This is a genomic window from Halomonas sp. Cn5-12, assembly GCF_021532545.1.
Lineage (GTDB): Bacteria > Pseudomonadota > Gammaproteobacteria > Pseudomonadales > Halomonadaceae > Vreelandella > Vreelandella aquamarina.
In genome coordinates, this window is the sequence record NZ_JAKGAY010000001.1 from 41,042 (window position 1) to 64,295 (window position 23,254).

General features: G+C 54.2%; 25 protein-coding genes and 2 tRNA genes. 10 read left to right on the forward strand and 17 right to left on the reverse strand.

The genetic code is table 11. The features are described 5' to 3' along the window. Positions 1 to 192: 192 nt before the first annotated feature. Entirely contained in the window at positions 193 to 870 is a 678-nt protein-coding gene (gene lexA, locus L1249_RS00175; protein ID WP_044628293.1) for a transcriptional repressor LexA, read from the forward strand. Between the two features lie 21 nt (positions 871 to 891). Here the strand turns inward: lexA and L1249_RS00180 are convergent, their stop codons facing one another. Together L1249_RS00180 and purU are read right to left on the reverse strand one after the other, a co-directional pair. Further along, entirely contained in the window at positions 892 to 1,563 is a 672-nt protein-coding gene (locus tag L1249_RS00180) for an energy-coupling factor ABC transporter permease (RefSeq protein WP_172416242.1), read from the reverse strand. Between the two features lie 18 nt (positions 1,564 to 1,581). Then, positions 1,582 to 2,436: a formyltetrahydrofolate deformylase gene (gene purU / locus L1249_RS00185; RefSeq protein WP_044628295.1), complete on the reverse strand. Its 855-nt coding sequence runs from the start codon at positions 2,434 to 2,436 to the stop codon at positions 1,582 to 1,584. Between the two features lie 274 nt (positions 2,437 to 2,710). Here purU and L1249_RS00190 point away from each other — a divergent pair, with 274 nt between their 5' ends. Further along, positions 2,711 to 4,312 carry a ribonuclease J gene (locus tag L1249_RS00190; RefSeq protein ID WP_044628296.1) on the forward strand — a complete coding sequence of 534 codons (1,602 nt, stop codon included), beginning with the start codon at positions 2,711 to 2,713 and terminating at the stop codon, positions 4,310 to 4,312. A 9-nt stretch (positions 4,313 to 4,321) separates the two neighbouring features. Here the strand turns inward: L1249_RS00190 and moaE are convergent, their stop codons facing one another. The 10 genes from moaE to L1249_RS00240 form a co-directional block, all read right to left on the reverse strand. After that, a complete protein-coding gene (gene moaE, locus L1249_RS00195; protein ID WP_074210515.1) occupies positions 4,322 to 4,798 on the reverse strand; it encodes a molybdopterin synthase catalytic subunit MoaE in 477 nt (158 codons plus the stop codon). Positions 4,799 to 4,801: 3 nt separating this feature from the next. Beyond that, a complete protein-coding gene (gene moaC, locus L1249_RS00200) occupies positions 4,802 to 5,602 on the reverse strand; it encodes a cyclic pyranopterin monophosphate synthase MoaC (protein ID WP_062360390.1) in 801 nt (266 codons plus the stop codon). 18 nt (positions 5,603 to 5,620) lie between these two features. Beyond that, positions 5,621 to 6,169: a molybdopterin-guanine dinucleotide biosynthesis protein B gene (gene mobB / locus L1249_RS00205; protein ID WP_044628298.1), complete on the reverse strand. Its 549-nt coding sequence runs from the start codon at positions 6,167 to 6,169 to the stop codon at positions 5,621 to 5,623. A 22-nt stretch (positions 6,170 to 6,191) separates the two neighbouring features. Beyond that, on the reverse strand, positions 6,192 to 7,421 hold the full coding sequence (locus L1249_RS00210; RefSeq protein WP_235252944.1) for a uracil-xanthine permease family protein: 1,230 nt from the start codon (positions 7,419 to 7,421) through the stop codon (positions 6,192 to 6,194). 88 nt (positions 7,422 to 7,509) lie between these two features. Continuing rightward, the gene (gene upp / locus L1249_RS00215; RefSeq protein ID WP_044628300.1) at positions 7,510 to 8,139 is read right to left on the reverse strand and encodes a uracil phosphoribosyltransferase; all 630 of its coding nucleotides are present in this window, start codon (positions 8,137 to 8,139) and stop codon (positions 7,510 to 7,512) included. A 97-nt stretch (positions 8,140 to 8,236) separates the two neighbouring features. Further along, complete coding sequence (gene ung / locus L1249_RS00220; RefSeq protein ID WP_062360396.1) at positions 8,237 to 8,920, reverse strand: uracil-DNA glycosylase; 684 nt, start codon at positions 8,918 to 8,920, stop codon at positions 8,237 to 8,239. Between the two features lies 1 nt (position 8,921). Next, the gene (gene gpt, locus L1249_RS00225; protein ID WP_044628302.1) at positions 8,922 to 9,401 is read right to left on the reverse strand and encodes a xanthine phosphoribosyltransferase; all 480 of its coding nucleotides are present in this window, start codon (positions 9,399 to 9,401) and stop codon (positions 8,922 to 8,924) included. A gap of 6 nt (positions 9,402 to 9,407) precedes the next feature. Continuing rightward, positions 9,408 to 9,953, reverse strand: a complete 546-nt coding sequence (locus L1249_RS00230; protein WP_044628303.1) for an adenine phosphoribosyltransferase — start codon at positions 9,951 to 9,953, stop codon at positions 9,408 to 9,410. 34 nt (positions 9,954 to 9,987) lie between these two features. Next, positions 9,988 to 11,286: an NCS2 family permease gene (locus L1249_RS00235; RefSeq protein ID WP_044628304.1), complete on the reverse strand. Its 1,299-nt coding sequence runs from the start codon at positions 11,284 to 11,286 to the stop codon at positions 9,988 to 9,990. Between the two features lie 198 nt (positions 11,287 to 11,484). Continuing rightward, complete coding sequence (locus tag L1249_RS00240) at positions 11,485 to 12,111, reverse strand: riboflavin synthase (protein ID WP_044628305.1); 627 nt, start codon at positions 12,109 to 12,111, stop codon at positions 11,485 to 11,487. A 460-nt stretch (positions 12,112 to 12,571) separates the two neighbouring features. On the opposite strand from L1249_RS00240, the gene L1249_RS00245 reads away from it, so the two are divergent. The 4 genes from L1249_RS00245 (at position 12,572) to L1249_RS00260 (ending at position 15,721) form a co-directional block, all read left to right on the forward strand. Further along, positions 12,572 to 13,615 (forward strand): methionine ABC transporter ATP-binding protein, encoded by a 1,044-nt coding sequence (locus tag L1249_RS00245; protein WP_044628307.1) that lies wholly within the window; start codon positions 12,572 to 12,574, stop codon positions 13,613 to 13,615. After that, entirely contained in the window at positions 13,596 to 14,249 is a 654-nt protein-coding gene (locus L1249_RS00250) for a methionine ABC transporter permease (protein WP_044628308.1), read from the forward strand. Before L1249_RS00245 ends, L1249_RS00250 begins: the two co-directional genes overlap by 20 nt. 113 nt (positions 14,250 to 14,362) lie before the next feature. After that, positions 14,363 to 15,157, forward strand: coding sequence for a MetQ/NlpA family ABC transporter substrate-binding protein (locus tag L1249_RS00255; protein ID WP_052509913.1), 795 nt, complete (start codon positions 14,363 to 14,365; stop codon positions 15,155 to 15,157). Positions 15,158 to 15,250: 93 nt separating this feature from the next. Further along, positions 15,251 to 15,721: a GAF domain-containing protein gene (locus L1249_RS00260; RefSeq protein ID WP_044628309.1), complete on the forward strand. Its 471-nt coding sequence runs from the start codon at positions 15,251 to 15,253 to the stop codon at positions 15,719 to 15,721. A gap of 80 nt (positions 15,722 to 15,801) precedes the next feature. Here L1249_RS00260 and L1249_RS00265 read toward each other — a convergent pair. Further along, positions 15,802 to 15,878, reverse strand: a tRNA-Val gene (locus L1249_RS00265). Positions 15,879 to 15,900: 22 nt separating this feature from the next. Then, positions 15,901 to 15,977: transfer RNA gene (locus L1249_RS00270), tRNA-Val, on the reverse strand. A gap of 182 nt (positions 15,978 to 16,159) precedes the next feature. Between L1249_RS00270 and L1249_RS00275 the strand changes: the two genes are divergently transcribed. Next, positions 16,160 to 17,230, forward strand: a complete 1,071-nt coding sequence (locus L1249_RS00275; protein WP_044628310.1) for an endonuclease/exonuclease/phosphatase family protein — start codon at positions 16,160 to 16,162, stop codon at positions 17,228 to 17,230. Positions 17,231 to 17,267: 37 nt separating this feature from the next. On the opposite strand, the gene L1249_RS00280 is transcribed toward L1249_RS00275, so the two are convergent. After that, positions 17,268 to 18,644: a class II fumarate hydratase gene (locus L1249_RS00280; RefSeq protein ID WP_044628311.1), complete on the reverse strand. Its 1,377-nt coding sequence runs from the start codon at positions 18,642 to 18,644 to the stop codon at positions 17,268 to 17,270. 303 nt (positions 18,645 to 18,947) lie between these two features. Here L1249_RS00280 and L1249_RS00285 point away from each other — a divergent pair, with 303 nt between their 5' ends. Then, positions 18,948 to 19,322 (forward strand): phasin family protein, encoded by a 375-nt coding sequence (locus L1249_RS00285; RefSeq protein ID WP_044628312.1) that lies wholly within the window; start codon positions 18,948 to 18,950, stop codon positions 19,320 to 19,322. An 80-nt stretch (positions 19,323 to 19,402) separates the two neighbouring features. Here the strand turns inward: L1249_RS00285 and hda are convergent, their stop codons facing one another. Together hda and L1249_RS00295 are read right to left on the reverse strand one after the other, a co-directional pair. Continuing rightward, complete coding sequence (gene hda, locus L1249_RS00290) at positions 19,403 to 20,107, reverse strand: DnaA regulatory inactivator Hda (protein WP_044628313.1); 705 nt, start codon at positions 20,105 to 20,107, stop codon at positions 19,403 to 19,405. Continuing rightward, positions 20,104 to 21,216, reverse strand: coding sequence for an AI-2E family transporter (locus tag L1249_RS00295; RefSeq protein ID WP_062360405.1), 1,113 nt, complete (start codon positions 21,214 to 21,216; stop codon positions 20,104 to 20,106). Before L1249_RS00295 ends, hda begins: the two co-directional genes overlap by 4 nt. Before the next feature lie 199 nt (positions 21,217 to 21,415). On the opposite strand from L1249_RS00295, the gene purM reads away from it, so the two are divergent. Next, positions 21,416 to 22,495, forward strand: a complete 1,080-nt coding sequence (gene purM, locus L1249_RS00300) for a phosphoribosylformylglycinamidine cyclo-ligase (protein ID WP_074210514.1) — start codon at positions 21,416 to 21,418, stop codon at positions 22,493 to 22,495. After that, on the forward strand, positions 22,492 to 23,235 hold the full coding sequence (gene purN / locus L1249_RS00305; protein WP_044628316.1) for a phosphoribosylglycinamide formyltransferase: 744 nt from the start codon (positions 22,492 to 22,494) through the stop codon (positions 23,233 to 23,235). Before purM ends, purN begins: the two co-directional genes overlap by 4 nt. Positions 23,236 to 23,254 lie beyond the last annotated feature (19 nt).

Consider the following 23,254-nt stretch of genomic DNA (forward strand, 5'->3'; position numbering starts at 1 on the left):
GAATACTATGTCATAACCCCTGCTGGCTCAATCTCTTATCCAAAGGGTAGTAAGCGTTAACTAAACACTTAACGACTGTCTCGGTTGGGTGTAACTCGTCATGTACTGGACAGAGCAACATACTGTATACTTAAACACATACTGATTAAGCCGACATGTAGCTACTGTCTTTTCACTGTTTTGGAGTTTGGTATGTCGCGTCCACTCACAGCACGTCAGCAGCACGTATTTGATTTTATTGTTAAGACCATGGGTGAGCTTGGCTACCCCCCTACCCGCGCCGAAATTGCCAAAGCGCTGGGATTCCGCTCGCCTAACGCAGCAGAAGAGCATTTGCGTGCGCTCGAGCGCAAAGGCGCTATTCGTATAATTCGCAATACATCACGAGGCATCCGCTTACCTAACCAGGAGCCGCAGGAGCTTACTGAAACGCCAGCGGCTGCAGCACCTGCTACTAATGAGCCGCTGCCCAATGGGCTTCCTGTGATTGGTGAGGTCGCCGCTGGCAGCCCTATCCTTGCGGCTGAACATATTGACCGTTACTGCCCGCTGCCCGCTGAGTACTTCACGCCTAAAGCAGATTACCTGCTACGGGTGCGCGGCCTATCCATGAAAGATGTAGGCATTCTTGAAGGCGACCTTCTGGCCGTGCATCGCACTGACCGCGTTCGCGATGGGCAAATTGTCGTGGCACGATTAGAAGACGAAGTAACGGTCAAGCGTTTTAAACGCCAAGGGCATCAAGTAACACTGATTGCCGAGAACGCAGATTTCGCACCAATTGAGATCGACCTACGCACTCAGCAGCTTGATATTGAAGGCGTGGGTGTTGGTGTTATTCGCGGTGGTAATGGGCAAGCGCTTGGCTAGTTGCCCAACCTGTAAGGCAGGCTACTGCAAGTCGATATAGCGGTGGTCATTAAAGGTGGCCACCCAGCTTGGGTGGTACACTAGTAAAATACTCAGCAGCATACCGGTTATAAATGCCTCTGACGGCATCAGTAACGGTAAAAAGCGGGCATACTCTTGGGCGAGATAGACGGCCTCGGGATCAGTGCCCGCTACGATAATCAGCGCAACAGCAGATAGCCCTCCCCCTAAGGTCGCCAAGGCCGTTCCAAAAAAGCCACAAGCAAATAAAAACACCATCAAATTATCAGGCAACCGACGGTCAACGATTCGCCATACAAAACCGGTCACGGTCGCAGGCACAATACCTGTCACCAGCATATTTGCCCCCATTAGCGACCAATCGTTTCTGCCAATAGCCACCATGGCGACATTAATCATCACATTGCTGATCAACGCCAGCGGCATTTTAAAGACTAGCGTCATCAGCACCGTAAACACCAAGTGAAGCGTTAACCAGTCCACCGCTTGCGCACGCAATTGCCACATCAACATGATGGCCAACGTAGCTGCCATCCAGCGGTGCTGAAGCGCTGTATCCTCAAGCAGTGGCCGCCAGGGGCGCAGGCATAAGCACCAGACGATGACACCCAACGATAAAAGCCACGTCATCACGAGTGCCCACGGTGCCAATACGCTTTGTGCAAACGACATAGCGCCCCCTTCTGCCGATTAGCTAAAAACGACCGTTTTGTTGCCGTGAATTAGCACGCGATCTTCTAGGTGCCAACGCAGCCCCCGCGCCAATACCGCTTTTTCCACATCGCGACCAAAACGTACCAAATCAGTAGGCGTGTGACAGTGGCTGACCCGGTGAATGTCCTGCTCAATTATGGGGCCTGCATCCAGCTCTTCTGTCACATAGTGGCAAGTTGCCCCAATCAGTTTCACGCCCCGCTCATAGGCTTGATGATACGGCTTGGCACCCGCAAAGGAAGGCAAGAAGCTGTGATGAATGTTAATCACGCGTCCTGCATACCGTTCGCAAAGCGAAGGCGGCAGAATTTGCATATAGCGTGCCAGCACTATGCAGTCAGCGCGGGCAGCATCAATCTGCTCCTGCACCTGTTCAAAAGCCGTTTGTTTATTAGCCGGGTCAACTGGTACATGATGATAAGGGATGCCATACCATTCAGTCAGCGAGCGCATATCATCGTGATTAGAGATAACGCCGACAATATCGCAATCCAACTCACCTGCCTGCCAGCGGTAGAGAAGGTCCACCAAACAGTGGGATTCCCGAGACACCATCAACACCACACGGCGGCGCTTTTGGGTATCCACCAGCGACCACTGCATATCAAATTCAGCCGCCACCGGCTCAAACGACGTGCGCAGTGCTTCCGCCGACATACCCAGAGAATCCGCCAGAATCTCGTAACGCATAAAAAAGCGGCCAGTCTCTAAGTCAGAGTGCTGGCTGGCTTCGGTAATTGAGCCGCCTTGTTGAGCAATAAAACTTGAGACACGCGCCACGATGCCCACTTGATCTGGGCAGGAAACAACTAAACGATAGTAATGAGACATAACAAACACTCTTAACGTATTTAACGGCACGCTCGCCAAGCACCTGCCTACCAGCAGGTAAACCACATTAGCGGCGGTAGTGTACCGTAAGCACGATGAGGAAGCATCGTGGTCAGGTGCCGCGATGATTGTTACCCGCCCCCCGCTTCCCGTATAGTTAAGGAATTACTTTCTAGGCTTTTCATAACTGATGCATCCATCCCGCGTTCAACTTCGTCCCCGTCGTCGCCCGCCCCTGCGCCTACTCCCGCTAGGTGGATGTGGTGAAATTGGAATGAATCTTACGCTGTATGGATACGACGACCAGTGGATCGCCGTAGATTGCGGCATGATGATTCGCCAAGACCTGCCCAACTCGCCCCTGCAAGTACCTAATACCGATACCCTAGAGGCACTGAAGATCACACCTAAGGCGCTGTTTATCACCCATGGTCATGAAGATCATATTGGTGCGGTGGCGTGGCTATGGCCCAAATGGGGTTGCCCTATCTTTGCCACTCCTCTCGCAGCAGGGCTATTGCGTTACAAATTCGCCGAACACCAGCTCAGCAGCGCCTCCATTGAAGTGATTGAACCAGGCGATGCGGTGGAGAGCGGGCCATTTACACTGCGCTACTTGAGTGTTACCCACTCCATCCCCGAAAGCTGCTCCATCATGATGCAGGCGGGTGATTACCGCATACTGCACACCGGCGACTGGAAACTCGACCCCAACCCACTGATTGGCGCCCCCGTGAACGCTGCCCAGTTTAGAGCACTGGCGCCGGTGGATCTTCTGGTAGGTGACTCGACCAATGCGCCAATGCCAGGGCAGTCGGGCAGCGAGGGGGATGTTGCCAAGGCGCTTTCCACCACATTGAAAGCGTGTAAAGGCCGCGTGGTAGTGTCCTGTTTTGCTAGCAACCTAGCGCGCGTACTGGCCATTGGCTTAGCGGCCCAAGCGTGTGGCCGTCGCGTTAGTTTGATGGGCCGCTCAATGGAGCGCATGGTCAGTGTTGCTAGAGGCCTTGGTTATCTGGATAACTTCCCCCCCCTGGTGCCACCCCATGATTTGGGCTATCTACCACCGGAGGAGGTCGTGATTATTGCCACCGGTAGCCAAGGCGAGCCTCGCGCTGCCTTGCAGCGTTTAGCGCAGCGTCGACACCCCTTTGTGGACTTGGAACCCGGCGATAGCGTGATTTTTTCCGCCAAAACAATTCCAGGCAATGAGCGCCCTATCGAGCAGCTTAAAAAACGTTTACTGCAACTCGGTGTCACGCTGTTCGACGAAATGAACCACCCCGAGCTTCATGCAACCGGCCACCCCGCTCAGGAAGAGCTGAAAAAGCTCTACCAGTGGGTGAGGCCCAAAATGCTACTGCCGGTACATGGTGAAGCGCGCCATCAGGAGGCGCACCAAGCGCTTGCTGAGGAGCTAGGTATCAGAGCGCCGCTAGCACCGGTGAATGGCGATATGATCGTGCTTGACCACCAAGGGCTGCGCTGCGAAACGCGCTACCCACAGCCGCCTTGCATTGTTAACCAAAATAGCGTCGTGCCTCACCCTGGCCTTGAGAGCAGCCATCCCACTGCCCGTCGTGGCAGTCTGTTTCTAGCGCTACCGGTAGCAGCAACAGAAACGGGATGGTGTCGTATTGGTCGTCTGATGCTTGACGCCAACGGCGCAAGCCCTATGGATGAAGATAGCTTCAGCGAGTGGCTGGATGAGCAGCTAGAAGAGATTGAGGCAGACACCTTGGCTGATTTGCGCCATGCGCTGCAGCCAAGGCTGGTGCACTGGCTGGCTAACCACTTGCAACATATGCCAGACGTGCACCTGCAGATCATGGCCGCTGAAATGCCGACCATCGAAGAGTTAAACGACGAGCCTTAAACACAGGTGTTACCAGCGTTCAGCATCCTGCTGATCGGTGTGGCGCTCTTTAACCCAGTACGCCCCCTGCTTGGAGTGCTCTTTCTTCCAAAACGGCGCCTGGGTTTTTAAATAATCCATAATGAAATCGCAGGCCTCAAACGCATCGCGGCGGTGTGCGCTTGCCACCAGCACTCTAACGATAGGGTCGCCCGGGGATAAGTCGCCCACCCGATGAATAACACGCACCGCCTGCAGCGCCCAGCGCTGCCAGGCTTGCTCAGCAATTTGCGTTAAGGTGCGCTCAGTCATTCCTGGATAGTGCTCAAGGGTTAACCCCGTTACGTCGGGCGTCTCGTTAAAATCTCGCACTAACCCGGTGAACGTCACAATCGCACCAATGTCGGTGCGCTGGCGCAGCGCGCTCTCATAGCCGTACGCCATTGAAAACGGAGCGGACTGCACTTCTACCGCGATGTCTGGCAATGTCGGCTCGCTAACAGACACGGCTTAGCCTCCCGTTACCGGTGGAAAAAAGGCCACTTCGTCATCATCAGTGATACGAGCGCTATCATTTGCCATCACTTGGTTAATGGCACATAGAGTGCGCTGATCAGCCAGCACGGAAAAGCGTGCATCCTGGGCACTAAGCGCAGCTTTTAGCCCGGCCACATCGCGACTTGGCAGCTTATCAAGCCCAATGGCCAGATCACTCTCACCGACCCGCTCACGCAGCTCTGCCAAAAACTTGACGCGCACACAGGGCGAGGCACAGCGCTCACCTAAGCTTACCTCTCCCACTGCGCCTTCACCGGTGACAATAGGCGTGACCATCTCACGCTCCCGCTGATAGTCACCACGCAATCCGCCTCGCTTGCTGTCGAGCTGCACAGCTTCAATGCGCATCTCTTTATCAACGGCTTTACACATATCGTAAAGCGTCAGGCAAGCAACCGAAACGGCCGTCAACGCTTCCATCTCGACGCCCGTGCGCCCGTTCAAGCGACACATGGCCGATACATTCACCCAGCCATTTGCATGGTCAATATCGAAATCCACCGCTACTTTGGAGAGCGCCAGCGAGTGGCAGAGCGGAATCAGTTCATGAGTTCGCTTCGCTGCTTGAATACCCGCAATACGCGCTGTTGCGAGTACATCCCCTTTGGGCAGCGCCCCATCGCTTAATAGCTGCAGAGTATTGGGCTGCATCACGATTCGCCCAGAGGCAACAGCCTCACGACGGGTCTCGCGCTTATCGCCGACATCAACCATATTCGCTTCGCCGTGCGCGTTCAGGTGGGTTAACTGCATGGTGTCACCTTTTCATCATCAAGCCAGAGTGCGGCGTTGTTGGTCGGCCCACTCACTTACCCAGCGAGCAATCTCTTCACAATTATTTAAATCCAAGCGGGCCACCGATGGCCTAAGAGCCACCGGCGGCTCAGCAGTAAGCGCAGCCGCCTGCACCCACTCATCGCATAAAATAGCCGGATCGCCTATTCCGTCTCGGTAAAGCACCAGCTTGGGAATAGGCCATGCTTTAAAGCCTTCCACAATCACCAGATCTGGGTGATGCGGTGCCATTAGGGTAAGCAAATAGGCTAAATTAGGCTCCTCCTGCCCTGGCGTCTCCTGCATCAGTGCAAAACGTTGGCGCGATGCAATCAGCATAGGAGTGGCCCCGGCGCTACGCAGCTTGTAGCTGTCTTTACCCGGCTGGTCCACATCAAACTGGTGGTGGGCATGTTTAATCACCGCTACCGAAAGGCCCTTTTCACGCAGTAGAGGTAACAGCTGCTCTAGCAGCGTGGTTTTACCGGTCCCACTCCAGGCTGCCACCCCTAATACGGGAAACGAGCATCGTAGGGCATCACTCATAAGTCACCATTCGCGCCACGGGTTACTCATCCTCTTTTTCTGCGGGCAATAACCAGTTTAACGCAATGCCTACCAAAGCGGCTAAGCTAACGCCCTGCAAAGTGAATTGCCCGCCACCAAACTGCATACCACCGATACCAAACACCAAAATAAGTGACACCACCACTAGGTTACGCGCCGCCGTAAGCGACTGACCTGCGCGCACCAGGGTATTCATCCCCACTACAGCAATAGAGCCGAATAGCAGCGTCATAATCCCCCCCATGACCGGCCCGGGAATTGTCTGCAGCAGCGCCCCCAATTTGCCAACAAAGGCAAGGATGATGGCAATAACGGCAGCCACAATCATATATTTTGGATTGAATGCCTTGGTTAGCGTCACAGCACCGGTAACTTCTGAATAGGTCGTGTTAGGCGGCCCACCGAACAGGGCTGCTGCCGTCGTTGCCAAGCCATCGCCCAGTAACGTGCGGTGCAAGCCAGGTTTTTCAAGATAGTTTTTACGTGTCACCGAGCCAATCGCCACCATATCGCCAATATGCTCAACGGCGGGAGCGATGGCCACTGGAATCATAAACAGGATGGCCGCCCAGTGAAAACTCGGCGCGGTAAAGTTGGGGATAGAGAGCCAAGCCGCTTCACGCACCGGAGTAAAATCAACCACCCCCATAATCAGCGCCAACGCATACCCCGTTGCAATGCCGCCTATAATCGGCACTAAACGCAGCAGCCCACGGCCAAGCACCGCAAGCAATAAGGTTACTAACAGACTGGCCATGGAGAGAAAAATAGCTTGCCCATAGCTAATATTATCGCTGATTTCACCGGTTGCCATACTGACCGCGACTGGCGCTAGCGCTAAGCCGATCACCATAATCACTGGGCCCACCACGACAGCAGGCAGCAAACGATGCAACCAGGCGGTGCCCTTCAAGCGCACCGCCTGGGAAATGGCAACATAGACAAGTCCCGCGGCCATCAGGCCACCCAGCGTGGCAGAAACGCCAAAACTGGCGATTGAGCCTTGAATAGGAGCAATAAATGCAAAGGAAGAAGCTAGAAACACCGGCACCGTTTGTTTGGTCACGCCATGAAACACCAACGTGCCAATCCCGGCGGTAAAGAGTGCCACGCTGGGGTCTAGCCCGGTTAATAGCGGAACCAACACAAGCGCACCAAAGGCCACGAACAGCATTTGCGCGCCGGTAAGCAGCATTTTAGGCCACGACTCTTGACCAGCACTGTTTGTCATCACACCACTCCTGGGGGTCGGTTATTAGTAACGGAGGCAAAAAAATGCCCCCAACGCGAAGCGTAAGGGGCCTTTTGAGGCGGAGCGCTTAACGCGTTCCGAAAATCTTATCGCCGGCATCTCCCAAGCCGGGGACGATGTAGCCATTCTCATCGAGTCGGTCATCCACCGACGCCGTGTAAATCTCTACATCAGGATAAGCATCTTGCACCCGTTTAATCCCTTCAGGGGCAGCAACTAAGACAATCACTTTCATATGTTCACAGCCACGCTCACGCAGCATATCCAGCGTGGCCACCATCGAACCACCAGTCGCCAGCATCGGATCAATCACAATCGCCATGCGCTCTTCGATGTCGTTGGCGAATTTAGCGAAGTAAGGTACCGGTTGAAGCGTCTCTTCATCCCGGTAAAGGCCAACAACGCTTACCCGTGCGCTAGGGATTAAATCCGTTACGCCCTCCAACATGCCTAGCCCGGCACGCAGGATCGGCACGATAGTGACTTTCTTACCTTTCAAACGACGGGTCGCAATGGGCTCGCCGTTCCAGCCCTGAATCTCATGGTCTTCCAGCTCCAGACCTTTGGTTGCTTCATAGGTCAAAAGCTTAGCCACTTCACCTGCCAGTTCACGAAAGCTCTTAGTGCTCAAATCAGCTTCGCGCATCAATCCCAGCTTATGTTGAACAAGCGGATGGTTAATGGCGTAGACACTCATGGGGCTTCCTCACTGCAGGGGATTCAGGATGGCGACCTAGGTCGCATCGACATGCTTACAAAATTGCGCGCCATTCTACCCGCAACTGACCATCAGGTTAAGGGGTTTCGGGCAATTGCCACTCAATTGGCGTCCGCCCTTGCTCCTGCAAGAATTGATTCGCCCGCGAAAAGTGGTGATTACCAAAGAAACCACGGCGCGCCGACAGGGGCGACGGGTGTGGTGACTCAAGTACCAAATGGCGAGAGGTATCGATGAGCGCTTTTTTCTGGCGAGCATGGCTACCCCACAGCAAAAAAACGCAGGACTCTGCATGCTGACTCACGGTTTCAATAGCCCGGTCGGTAAAATGCTCCCAACCTTTTCCCCGATGCGACGCGGCGTTGCCCTGTTCAACGGTAAGCGCTGTGTTCAGCAGCAGCACCCCCTGCTTCGCCCACGACTCTAAAAAGCCATGACGCACTGGGGTAAAACCGACATCGCTTGCCAACTCTTTGTAGATATTGACCAGCGACGGCGGCACTTGCACGCCCGGCTGTACCGAAAAACAGAGCCCATGGGCCTGATTAGGCCCGTGGTAAGGATCCTGCCCTAGAATTACCACTTTCACCGAGGAGAGCGGCGTTAATTCAAAGGCGCGAAACCAGTTTGAGGAGTGAGGGTAGATCACTTTCTTAGCCGCTTTCTCTGCGGCCAAAAATGCTTTCAGGGCGGACATATAGTCAGCCTGAAAATCCTGCCCCAGCCACTGGCTCCAGTCTTCGGGTAGCGGGTTAGCCATATTACTTTTTCATTTGGTCAGCGAGAGGCTCTACGTAGGCAATGCCCATATCCCAAGGGAACTGAATCCAGCACTGCTGAGCCACTTCGGTCAGGTATTGATCCACCAAAGGGCGACCCTCTGGCTTAGCGTAAATCGTGACAAAGTGCGCTTTTGGGAGCATTTCGCGTACGGCGCGTGCCGTTTTTCCCGTATCGACGAGGTCATCAACCAGCAGCCAGCCGTCACCGTCGTGATCCACCCCTTTCATAATATCCAGACCACCTTGATCCATATGGTCGTAACTTTTGATGCACACGGTATCAATCAAACGGATATTCAGTTCGCGAGCAATCAGCGCAGCCGGAATCAAGCCGCCGCGAGTAATCGCCACAATGCCCTTAAAATCACGTTCGATTAAAAGATGGCAAAGTTGGCGCACGTCGCGGTGAATTTGGTCCCAAGAGACGGTGAAATGTTGATGGTAGCGTTCGCTGCTCATGGGGAGTTACTCGTCTTCGTTAAAGGAACAGACCGCGAATACGCTATAGCCCGCATCGCGAATTTTCTGAGAACCACCCAGCTCAGGTAGATCAATGATAGTGGCTGTTTCCACCACCTGCCCACCGCAGCGCTGAATCAAATTCGCGGCTGCCAGCATCGTGCCACCAGTGGCAATCAAGTCGTCCATTAACAGGATCCGGTCGCCTTCCTGGAACGCATCAGCATGCAGCTCTACTTCTGAATGGCCATACTCCAGCGTGTAGGTTTCGCTGATAGTTTTAAACGGAAGCTTGCCTTTTTTGCGCACCGGCACAAAGCTGCAGCCCAACTCATACGCCAGCGGCGCACCGATAATAAAGCCACGGGCGTCAATGGCCGCGATGGCATCCAAGTTCATCTCCTGGTAGCGGTGCACGAAGCTATCGATCAGCTTGCGAAAGGCAGCGCTGTTTTGCAGCAGCGGAGTGATGTCACGGAAGTTCACTCCTTGCTCTGGCCAGTCAGGAACCGTGCGAATAACGGACTTAATGTAATCGCCGTAGATGCTCATCGCGTCTCTCATTGATTAGTCAAAATGCGGGCAGTTAGCCCAGGAACAGGAACTTTGCTGCAAACAGCAGCGCCAGCACGACCACTGCCGGATTCAGGTCGCTGAATCGACCTGACAGGGTCTTGATGGCAACGTAGCTGATAAAGCCCAGGGCAATACCCTCGGCAATCGAGAAGGTCAGCGGCATGGCCAGCGCAGCGATCAGCACCGGCGCGGCGTCTGTGGGGTCTTCCCAGTTGGCATGCGCCAGGCTACCCGCCATCAACACCGCCACGTACAGCAGAGCGCCCGCCGTGGCATAGGCCGGAATGGAACCCGCCAGCGGCGCAAAGAACAGGCTGATCAAAAACAGTATGCCAACAACCACCGCCGTCAGACCGGTACGGCCGCCCGAGGCAATGCCCGCTGTCGACTCGATGTAACTGGTCGTGGTGGAAGTACCCAGCGCAGCACCGGCCATGGACGCCGTGCTATCGGCCATCATGGCACGACCAATGCGCGGCAGCTTGCCATCCTTGTCCAGCAGCTTGCCACGGTGTGCCACGCCCACCAGCGTACCCGAGGTATCGAACAGGTCCACGAACAGGAACGCAAAAATCACGCTCAACATGGCCACGTCCAGCGCACCCATCAGATCCATGGCCATGAACGTCGGCGCGATGGAAGGCGGCATGGACATGATCCCGCCATACTGGTTGTGGCCCAGCACCATGGCCATGACGGTCACCCCCAGAATACCGATCATCACCGCACCGGTCACGCGCAGGTAGGCCAGCGCGGTAATCACGAAAAAGCCCAACAAGGCGTAAATGGCCGGCGGCTGGGACAGGTCGCCCAGCGCCACATAGGTCGCCGGGTTGGACACCACGATGCCCGCATTCTTCAGGGCGATCATCGCCAGGAACAGACCGATACCCGCCGCAATGCCCAATCGCAGCGACAGCGGAATAGAATTAATGATCCATTCGCGAATTTTAAAAATACTCAGCAGGAAAAAGGTCAAACCAGAGAAGAAGACGGCCCCTAACGCCGCTTCCCAGGTGTAGCCCATACCGAGCACCACGCCGTAGGTAAAGAAGGCATTCAACCCCATACCCGGCGCTTGAGCGATCGGATAATTGGCCCATAGGCCCATCACGAAACAGCCAATCGCCGCGGCCAAACAGGTGGCTACGAACACAGCGCCGTAATCCATTCCCGCTTCCGAGAGAATGCTTGGGTTAACGAAGATGATATACGCCATGGTAAGAAACGTTGTAATCCCGGCGATCACTTCCGTTTTTACATTGGTCTTCTGCTCTGTGAGCTTGAAGTAGTTGTCCAGTGATTTCATTTAGTTTTTATCCTTCGCGCTTACGCTGAATGCGTCCCTTGATGCGAGAAAAGCCGCACATACTACCGAAAGGCACCACGCGATGCGAGCACCTCAAGTGCGGCTGGCTAAGTTGAGGAGAAGCCTCATACCTAATTTATTTAGCAAACTTCAGGCCATGAGCTAACCGATTGGTCAACAAAGAGCCAAGATTTCCCACTATTGGCGGCTCGCTAGAACCCGCTCCACCGTCTCAACAATCACTTGAGTCTGCGGGTCAACTTCAATATTGACCCAGTCATTCATCAAACGGCTACCTAACATCGTGCGTGACAATGTTTCAGGGATGAGATTAACACTGAATTCCACCCCTGCCCCATCGGCAGATGGGCGTACATCGCCAACGGTGAGGCTGATACCGTCGACGCCAATATAGCCCTTTTCAAACAAAAACTTGGCCGCTTTATCAGGCAACGCAAACCAGAGCCGACGGTTATTAGGAGCCTCTTCAATAGCCGCTACCTTCGCCATACAAATAATGTGGCCTGACATGGAGTGCCCGCCAATTTCATCCCCAAAACGAGCTGCGCGCTCTATATTGACGCATTGGCCTGGCGTAATTGCACCAAGATTGGTCAATCTCAGCGTTTCGCGCATCAGGTCAAAGCTAACGCGCTCACCATCTATCGCCGTTACCGTCAGGCAAACGCCGTTATGTGCCACTGATGCACCAATCTCTAACCCGCTACGCATACTCTCTGGCAGAGCAACCACATGGGTGCGGAACTCCTCTAGTTCATGCACCTCAACGACCTCTGCGATACCTTGAACAATGCCAGTAAACATTGGCCCTTCCTTTCAATCTCAGGTTAGTAGGATGGCATAGACCATAAAAACTCGCGCAAGCTTACTACTAATGACCCAACCTTGTGCAGCCAGTGGTTAGCAGACGTCTATTGATCATGGCTTTTTTGCTGTTAGCAAGCAGCTCAATCACCCCAAAACAGCAATAAAAACCAAACATGACCAATAAAAAGGAAAATAAACCCGTATGCGAACTTAAAAACATGAAATAGAACGGATTTAATTGACAACCCATTCGCCACTCTTTAGACTTTCGCCGCAAATGTAATGACGCCGATTTGTACCCAGATTGCGGGCGTCCACCTGGCCTTTGGCGGGGTGAAATGCAGCTAAAAGGGTGTGTCCAGCGTTGATGGCCACCCGCAAGGGTGGCCTTTTTTTGTTCCCCGCCCTACGCTTGCCCCTCGCACTCCGTCTTCGGCCTACCATTAAGGCAGACGCTATGATTGAACTTAGCAACGTTAGTAAAACCTATGGCAGCGGCGACAGCGCCGTCCATGCTCTTCAGAATGTTAATTTAACGATTCCCAAAGGCACGATACACGGCGTGATTGGTCTGTCCGGTGCGGGCAAATCGACGCTCATTCGCTGCGTCAATCTGCTAGAACGCCCCACTAGCGGTAGCGTTTTGGTGGATGGTCAAGAAATGACCGGTCTACGCCGTCGCGAGCTTAACCAAGCCCGCCACCGTATTGGCATGATTTTCCAGCATTTTAATCTGCTCACCACGCGTACCGTGTTTGATAATGTCGCCCTCCCCCTGGAGCTGATGGGCGAAAAGCGCAGCGCTATCAAAAATCGTGTTTTACCGCTATTGGAGATGGTGGGCTTAGCCGATAAAGCGAAGCAGTACCCTGCCCAGCTTTCCGGCGGCCAAAAACAGCGCGTGGCCATTGCCCGCGCCCTGGCCAGCAAGCCCAACGTGCTGCTATGCGACGAAGCGACTTCAGCCCTCGACCCGCAAACGACCAGTTCAATCCTTGAACTCCTCAGGGATATCAACCATCAGTTGGGGATTACCATTCTGCTGATTACCCACGAAATGGAAGTGGTGAAATCGATTTGCCATCGGGTCAGCCTGATCTCTGACGGCAAGCTGGTAGAAGACGCGGAAGTCGGCGACTTCTTTACTGCGCCAGCCACCCAGCTTGGCCGCGACTTTTTGAACGACTTTCTACAGCTCAGTCCTCCTAAAGAGCTTTTGGAACGCCTGGAAGAGAGCCCCAGCGAACATACACATCCGGTGGTGCGGCTGACTTTCTCAGGCGACGCCGTTTCCACACCGCTCATTTCTCGCTTGGCGCGTGAGTGCAGCGTCGATGTCAGTATTTTGCAGGCCAAAGTCGAGTCTATTCAGGACCGCACGCTTGGCCTAATGATTGCCGAATTACTGGGCAGCCATGAGCAAACCCAGCAAGCCATGTCCTATTTAGAAGCGCATCAACTACAGGTGGAGGTACTCGGCCATGTCCAGCGCAATGTTTGATCTTATTTTACAGGCCACGCTGGATACCCTTTATATGGTGGCAGTGTCCGGCGTCATCGCCACACTGCTTGGCCTGCCGCTGGGCGTAATGCTTTATGTTACCCGCCCGCGGCAAATTCTGGCGATGCCGGTGCTTAACCAAGTGTTGGGTATCATTACCAATATTGGCCGCTCAATTCCCTTCATCATTTTGATGGTGGCCATCATCCCCTTCACCCGCATGCTGGTAGGTACGTCTATCGGCATCAACGCCGCCTCCGTACCGCTGACCATTGCAGCAATTCCGTTTGTGGCTCGCCTCATTGAAGGCGCGCTCAACGAGATTTCTCCAGGGTTAATTGAATCGGCACAATCCATGGGTGCGACGCCTTGGCAAATTATTACCAAGGTGCTGATTCCCGAAGCTCGCGGCGGTATTATTACTGGCCTCACCATTACGCTCGTCACTCTGGTGAGCTACTCAGCCATGGCAGGCGCAGTAGGCGGCGGCGGCCTTGGCGACCTTGGCATTCGCTATGGCTACAACCGCTTCAACCCAACCATCATGCTAATCACTGTGGTGATTCTAGTGGTGCTGGTACAAGGGTTCCAAAGCCTAGGCGACTATTTAGTGCGCAAAAGCGACCGTAAATAGTCATAGCCAGCGCCTTTCATCGACATAGCTAAATATAACAAAAACGCATTAGACTTGCGTTTCTTATTCCCTCATCATTGCACCACGATGCATAACGACACTGGAGTAACGCCATGCAAAAAGTCATTATCGGCAGCCTGACCGCGCTTGCACTTGCCATCAACGTTGCCAATGCGGAAACCCGTACCATTAAAATGGGCACCGTAGCTGGTCCTGAAACCGAAGTGATGGAAGTCGCCGCTCGCATTGCCAAAGAAGAGTACGACCTGAACGTCGAAATCATCGAGTTCACTGACTACGTAACGCCGAATGCCGCACTGGCCGATGGCAGCCTGGATGCCAACGCTTACCAGCACGAGCCCTACATGCAGGCGATGGTGAATGACCGCGGCTACGACTTTGCCATTGCCGGTTACACCTTCGTGTATCCCATCGGCGCTTACTCTGAAAAGTACGACAGCATTGATGAGCTGCCGGACGGCGCACAAATCGCGCTGCCCAACGACCCCTCCAACGAAGGGCGTGCGCTTATCCTAATGCACAACGAAGGCCTGATCACGCTCAACGATCCGACGTTCCTGGAAGCCACGCCGATCGATATCGCCGAAAACCCGCGTAACTTCCGCTTCCGTGAAATCGAAGCGGCGCAGCTGCCCCGCGTACTGCCTGACGTAGACATGGCCTTCATCAACAACACCTTTGCCCAGCCGGCCGGCTTAAGCCTTGACGACGCGCTGATCAAAGAAGGCCCAGAGTCTCCTTATGTGAACCTGATTGCCGTGCGCAGTGGCGATGAAGAGCGCGAAGAGATTCGTCAACTAGTAGACGCCTACCAGCGTGACGAAGTCATTGAAAAAGCCGAAGAGCTGTTCAAAGGCGCAGCAGTACCGGGCTGGATTGAAGAGTAATCTTCCCCACCGCTCATTCAAGCACGATCTTAAGCTAGTACTATCAGGCCAGCCGAGAGGCTGGCCTGATGCGTTTTCACCAAAGGAGACGGTATGTCGACAACCGATTACACGCTGTTAAACCGCCAGTTAGAGGCTTTGCTGGATACCCGCGACTGGCTGACCAACAGCGCCCAAACCTGCGCGTTTATTCAGCAGGAGCTCAGCGAGCTGAACTGGGTCGGTTTTTATCTTCAGCGCGAAGCGCAGGTGCTCTGCCTAGGCCCTTTCCAGGGCAAGCCTGCCTGCCACCCCATCCCGTTTAGCAAAGGGGTATGTGGCGCAGCAGCACGCGAGCAAGCCACCCAAAGAGTCGACGATGTGCACGCCGTTGCTGATCATATCGCCTGTGATGCAAACTCGAACTCTGAACTGGTGGTTCCTATCGTGACCGATGGTTTCGTCTGGGGCGTGCTGGATATCGACAGCCCGCAACATGCGCGCTTTAGCCAAGAAGACCAAGCCGGCATCGAGGCGCTTGTTGCTACGTTCATGCGCCAGACAGACCTACCCCGCTTCCTTTGATTCAAGGCCGTTTTGATTCAAGGCCGGGAAAGTCAGCACGTACAAAAAAGCCCCGCTCATTGAGCGGGGCTTTTGAAATTTGGTAGGACCAGGCGGATTTGAACCGCCGACCTCCACGATGTCAACGTGGCGCTCTAACCAACTGAGCTATGGTCCTAGAAAAGTGTGCACACATGAAATGGTAGGACCAGGCGGATTTGAACCGCCGACCTCCACGATGTCAACGTGGCGCTCTAACCAACTGAGCTATGGTCCTGCTGTGCAACGGATGCGTATTCTACGGCTTCATAGCTGAATTGCAAGTAGTTTTTATTCTTCACACCCTTACCAACGAGTACCTTATCGCTGTTTCTATGAATAATGTCGGCACTTATCAAACCTAAGGACTAAGCTGGACATAGATTAATACTGATCGCCCGTGAAATAAGGAGGTAGGTTTTGCTAGGGCCTTTGCTAGGATGCATCGCCGTTTTACTGCTACTTTCCACGTTAATTGCTCGCATAAGATTGCGCTGGTGGTGGATACGCAGTTTTGAGTTTCCACGCCTGCAGATTGCCTTACTCGCTGGGGTATGTGCGCTAGCAAGCTGGATGCTGCTGGAGCCAGGTAAATGGCGAATGGCATCGACAGGCTTATCGCTGCTTACCCTGCTGATACAGCTGCGTTACATCATCCCTTGGACGCGTCTCTGGCCCGTTCAAGTGAAATCGACCCATGAGGCGCCAAGCAATCAAAAAATCACCCTGCTGATCGCCAATGTGCTTACTCCGAATCGCCAGGCGGATAAACTGCTCAGTATGATTGAGCAATACCAGCCCGATATTGTGCTAACGCTGGAGTCAGACCAGTGGTGGCAGGATCAACTAGATCAAGCGTTAGAGGATAAGTGGCCTAATAGCGTCAAAATTCCGCTCGATAATCTTTACGGCATGCATATGTACTCGCGACTAACCCTCAGCGAGACCGAGGTAAAGTGGCTGATTCAGGATGACATCCCCTCTATCCATACCTATGTCACGCTGGAAAGCGGCGACCGAATCCGCCTATATGCTCTTCACCCGCGTCCGCCAGCACCCAGTGAAAGCGAGAAGTCGCTCTGGCGCGATGCTGAACTACTGTTAGTTGGTAAGGAAATTCATCGCCACCCTTCTGCCACTCTGGTCGCAGGCGATCTAAACGATGTTGCTTGGTCGCGCACTACCCGACGCTTCTGCCGCATCAGCGGCATGCTTGACCCTCGTCGTGGCCGGGGCATGTTCAGCACGTTTCACGCTAACTACCCGGTCCTGCGCTGGCCGTTAGATCACGTCTTTGTCAGTGAACACTTTACGCTGGACAGCATGCAGCGCTTAGATGCCTTTGGGTCTGACCATTTCCCTATTCTGGCCACACTCTGCTATCGCCCTACTCGCCAGAACGAGCATGAAACACCAGAAGCCAGTCAAGAAGAGCACCAGGAAGCCAGCGAAACCATTGAAAAGGGCAAAACGGAGACGCAGCAAACTTAACCGTTTTGCCCAATCGCTAGGCGTAGGATGGAATAGGTTACTCGGGCAGACCGCCTTGCGTTAATACAGTGGGATCAAGCAGGCGCTCTAGGGTGGCGCGGTCCAGGTCCGTTTCCTCTTCCGCGACATCGATAATCGGCCGTCCTCCTTGATATGCCTTTTTAGCAATCGCGGCGGCCGCGTTGTAGCCAATCACACTGTTCAGCGCGGTCACCAAAATCGGGTTACGCGCCAGCGGCACCTGCAGGTTATCTTCACGCACTTTGAAAGTTGCGATAGCACGCTCAGCCAACAGCTTGGCGGTATTACTCATCAGAGTAATTGACGTGAGCAGATTAAACGCCACCAGCGGCAGCATAACGTTAAGCTGGAAATTGCCGCTCTGCCCCGCCACTGTGATCGCCGTATCTAACCCCATCACCTGCGCCGCCGCCTGTGCTGCCGACTCGGGAATCACCGGGTTGACTTTGCCCGGCATAATAGAGCTACCCGGCTGCAGCGCCTCAAGCTCAATTTCACCCAGCCCGGCCAGCGGCCCCGAGTTCATCCAACGTAGGTCGTTGGCGATCTTCATCACCACGCAGGCGAAGCCTTTCAGCTGGCCGGATAATTCCACCGCAGCGTCTTGCGAAGCCAAGCTGGCAAAAAAGCTATCGTTAGGAACAAAAGAGAGGCCCGTTTGTTGGCTCAGTTCTTTCGCCATTAAGTCAGCAAAGCCCTCCGGCGCGTTAATCCCCGTACCCACTGCAGTTCCACCCTGGGCAAGGCGGCATAACCGCACCACCGCACTGTCAAAGCGCTCAATGGCTTGCCCCACCTGGCTAGACCACGCCCCTAACTCTTGATCCATCCGCAAAGGCATAGCGTCCATCAAATGGGTGCGACCGGTTTTAACGACATGGCTGAGTTCGTCAGCACGGCGATCAATGGTCGCTTGTAGCGCGACTAATGCAGGCTTCAGTGACTCATTCACGGCGATAGCGGCGGAGAGGTGGATCGCCGTCGGGATCACATCGTTACTGGATTGGCCCATATTAACGTGATCGTTAGGCGCCACCTCGACTCCTTCACGGCTAGCCAACGTCGCCAGCACCTCATTCACGTTCATATTGGTGGAGGTGCCCGAGCCAGTCTGGAAAACGTCAATGGGGAAATGGTCGTCATGCTGGCCATCAATCACCGCTTGTGCGGCTTTTTCGATAGCCTGCGCGCGCTCGGCATCTAATAGTCCTAGCTGGTGATTGCTACGAGCAGCCGCTAGCTTAATGCGTGCCACGGCATGCACAAATGCCACCGGCATGGGCGTGCCTGAGACGGGAAAATTATTAATGGCACGCTGGGTTTGGGCACCGTAAAGCGCCCTTGCCGGTACCTCAAGCTCTCCCATGCTATCTCGTTCAATACGCGTATCCATTCCACACTCCTGTTAAGTCATCAGCGGCATTTGAACTAACACCGCTCCATTGATAACGATTCTCTCTACGCTTCAGCCTAGCCACCCCGCCCGGTTTGGTAAACCACCAAGCTGGCTGGGCGCGTTTTCAAGGTTTATTTTGCCCAAATTGTTGCGCTGCACAAAACCGCTTGCTATGCTGCAATGCAAGATAACCCAGATCAGTAACGGTGCATTCCTTAGCTCGCCGTCGCTGATAAACGAATCGTCTTGGGTTTAGCTTAGCAGCCCACAGACCTTAGCAATGGCACAGGAGTGTTGATTATGCGTACCTTTAACACCAATGAAATGACTCAGCAGTTCGATAACCTGTTTATGGCTCCGGCACGTGCCTACATGAGCCTCAGCATCGACTATTCTGAAAAACTGCTAAACGCTCAGCTAGACGCTAACAAAGCCTATGTTGATACTGGCATTGCACAAATGCGCCAGCTGATGAGCGTTAAAGACGCTGAGGGCCTGCGCAGCTACATGGAAGGCCAGCAGAAAGTAGCCAAAGAGTTGGCTGAGCGCGTCAAAGGTGATGCAGACAAAGTGGTATCACTGCAGCAGGACTTCTTGCAGAAGAGCCAAAAGCTGACGGAAGATAACGTTAAGCAGGCACAAGCGACTGCCAGCAAAATGAGCAAAACTGCCTAATGTTGAACTGATCGCGAAAGCGATTCAGCAACTTAAAAGCGGCTAGATGACGCCCTTGCCAGTTCTCTGGCAGGGGCGTTTTACCAATTAAGCGCGGATTTCACGAAAGGAATGGTGAGTTTACGTTTCGCAGAGAGTGACGCTTGATCCAACGTTTCCAGCGCTCGACACAGCTCCCCTAACTCCCTTGGGCCACGATGCATAATGTAGCGCCCAACGTCATCCGGTAGTTGCATCCCGCGGACATTCGCACGCAGCTTTAAGGCGGCCAAGCGATCACTATCATCCATAGGATGTAGGTGAAACGTTACCCCCCAGGCAAGACGCGATGCCAAATCCGGTAGGGCTACTTCCAAGTGGCGTGGAGGCTTATTGGCGGCAATCAGTAATGCTTTGCCCGCATCCCGTAAGCGATTGAAGGCGTGAAATAGCGCTTCCTCCCAGCGCTTACGGCCTATCACATACTCAAGGTCATCAATCGCGACTAAATCAAGACGCTCAATATCCTCTAGCATCAGCGGGGGGAAATGACCTAAATCAGCCAGAGGTAAATAGAGCGCTCGTTTGTCTTGATCAGAGGCCGCATGGCAGGCCGCTTGCAAAAGATGGCTACGGCCACTGCCCGGCGCGCCCCATAGATAAAGAAACGGCTCTGAGCCAGGCATTAGCTGATGGCTTAAGTGGTCTACCAACGAAGCATTGGCACTGGATGCGTAGTAATTATTAAACGTAGCATCGTCGCGCAACCCTACCCCAAGCGGTAGCTGTGCCGGTACTCGGCTCATGATGACTCCCTTTTGTCGTCGCGACCCAGCTCATCATGCTGTGTTTGCTGTTCTAATGGTTCTGACCGTGCATCATACAGCGCACTATTTTTATAACGATCTTTTACTTCTCGCAGCAGCACCATAATCACCGCCGCCGCCGGAAGCGCTAACAACACCCCAGTTAAACCAAAGAGATGCCCACCCGCCAGTACGGCAAAAATAACTGCTACCGGATGCAGACCAATCTTATCGCCTAATAGCTTCGGCTGCAGCACCACGCTTTCAGCCACTTGCCCCAGACCAAACACGGCAATGACGCCTAATAGCGCCCACCACGTATCAAACTGAAACAGTGCCACCACCAGAGCAATTACTAGCCCGACGATAAAACCTAAAAATGGCACGATGCTCACTAGCCCAGAGAGCACACCAATCAGCAGGCCAAAGTTAAGCCCCAACAGGGTTAAACCCACTGCGTAGATAATACCCAAGCAAAGCATGACCAGCAGTTGACCGCGTAAAAACGAGGCTAATACCTCATCACAGCGACGTGCCAAGCGAAACGTATCGTCCACCCACTGGCGGGGTACTAGATTCGCCATATTGTTAAGCATGCGCTCCCAATCCAGCAGCAAATAAAACGTCACCACAGGAATCAGCGCTACATAGGTGACCCAAGAGACAAACGCCATGCCCGAGCGGCCAATCTGGCCTAACGCCTGGGCAACGTAACTACCCGCATCACGCCAGTTTTCAACCAGCGTTTCACGTACATTGCTCAGCTCGGAGGCGAGGTCATAGCCCGTCCACTCTTGCACCTGTGGAGCCAATACGCCTTCAATCCAGTTAAGCACGCCCGGGAGCGCTTCGCCCAGTTGCTTAATCTGTTGTACCACCAGCGGAATAAGAATAAGTAAGCTCAGCGCCAGAACAATCATCAGGACTAAAAACACGCTGCTGACTGCCCAAGTACGCTTCATTCCCAGGCGTTGGAAATAATTGGTCAATGGGTCGGCCAAGTACGCCAATATCAACCCAGCAATAAAGGGCATCAGTACTGCATCGAGAAAGTAAACCGTGCCAACCAGCGCGACAAGTAGCGCAATTCCCCACCTTGAGTTTCTCATTCCACGCTCCTTCCTGGATATACGGTCAGCGGTAATGCTTGAATAGTAACAAAAGTTGCTCGCAGCGCACCTGATAACGCGTCACATCGATGCGACTTACGTCGCTGAGTGATACAATCGCACCCCGTTATTGCTCCGGCACTGGCTACTTGCCAGCACAATCGCATTGCAGCTTTGCATAGGCTTCACAGGACCTGTCATGACCGAGACCTCTCCCTCCCAGGCTACTCCCTCTCTCAGCTACAAAGACGCAGGCGTCGATATTGATGCCGGCAACGCCCTTGTTGATCGTATCAAGCACGTTGCCAAGCGCACATCACGCCCTGAAGTGATGGGTGGCCTTGGCGGTTTCGGGGCACTGTGCGAGCTGCCCGCGGGTTATAAACAGCCGGTACTCGTCTCAGGTACAGACGGGGTGGGCACTAAACTGCGTCTGGCAATGGATCTTGGCAAGCATGACACTATCGGCATCGACCTGGTAGCCATGTGTGTGAATGACTTGATCGTGGCGGGTGCCGAGCCGCTACTTTTCCTGGACTACTATGCCACGGGCAAACTAGATGTGGATATTGCTGCCGACGTAGTGACCGGTATTGGCGCTGGCTGCGAGCTAGCAGGCTGCGCACTGGTAGGTGGTGAAACCGCAGAAATGCCCGGCATGTACGAAGGCAGCGACTACGACCTAGCTGGCTTCTGCGTTGGCGTCGTAGAAAAGTCAGAGATTCTCGACGGCAGCAAGGTGGCCGAAGGCGATGTGCTGCTCGGTCTGGCCTCCTCTGGCCCACACTCCAACGGCTACTCGCTGATTCGTAAAATTCTAGAAGTCAGCAATGCTTCCCTGGAAGAAACCGTTGACGGCAAGCCACTAGGCGATGCCTTGATGGCCCCTACGCGCATCTATGTAAAATCACTGCTCTCCATGATGCGCGGCACCGACATTCCCGTACATGCCCTTTCGCACATTACTGGCGGCGGCCTGCTGGAAAATATCCCCCGCGTTCTACCAGACACCCTGGCAGCGCATATCGATTTGACCAGTTGGCAGCGCCCTGAAGTGTTTAACTGGCTGCAGGCCAAAGGCAACGTCAACGAAACCGAAATGCACCGCGTGCTGAACTGCGGTATTGGTATGGTCATCGTGGTGCCCGCAGAGCAGGCAGCGAACGCTAAGGCGCACCTTGAGGCCCAGGGCGAGACCGTTTATCAAATCGGTCAGATTATTCAGCGCCAGGACGAGGCGGTCGTACTCGACCACGCCCAAGCGAGCCACAACGCATGAGCAGCACCGACTACAGCAGCGACACCCTAAACGGCATGACGCCTGATCCTGTGGGCGCACGCCGCGTGGTGGTACTGATCTCTGGCAGCGGCAGTAATCTACAGGCGCTCATTGATGCTCAGCAGCATGACCGCTTGGGCGGTGAGATCGTTGCAGTGATCTCCAACGAGCCCGATGCCTATGGCTTGAAACGTGCCCATGAAGCTGGCATCGAAGCGGTAGTACTTCCTCATCGTGAATATGATAGCCGCGATGCTTACGATGGCGCGCTGATCAAGGTGATAGAACGCCACGAGCCAGACGTTATCGTTCTAGCGGGCTTTATGCGCATTCTAACACCGCGTTTTGTACAGCGTTTCTTGGGGCGGATGCTTAATATTCACCCCTCACTGCTGCCGGCTTACCAGGGCTTGAACACCCATGCACGCGCATTAGCTGATGGCGCCTCGCACCACGGCTGCAGCGTACACTTTGTCACTGAAGAGCTCGATGGCGGTCCCGTTGTGCTGCAAGCGGAGCTGCAGGTTAACCCAGATGACACGGTGGAGACGCTAAAGGAGAAAGTCCACGCGCGCGAGCACCTGATCTTCCCGATTGCGGTGCAGTGGTTCCTGGAAGGACGCCTGCAGTACAACGCAGAGGGTGCCACCATGGACGGCCACCCGCTTCCGCCGTACGGCATGCGCCTCTCCCATGCGGATGCCGCTGAAGAGCTGGATGAAGAGATCGACGACGCCTAATTTCTCAGCAGAGCCTCCG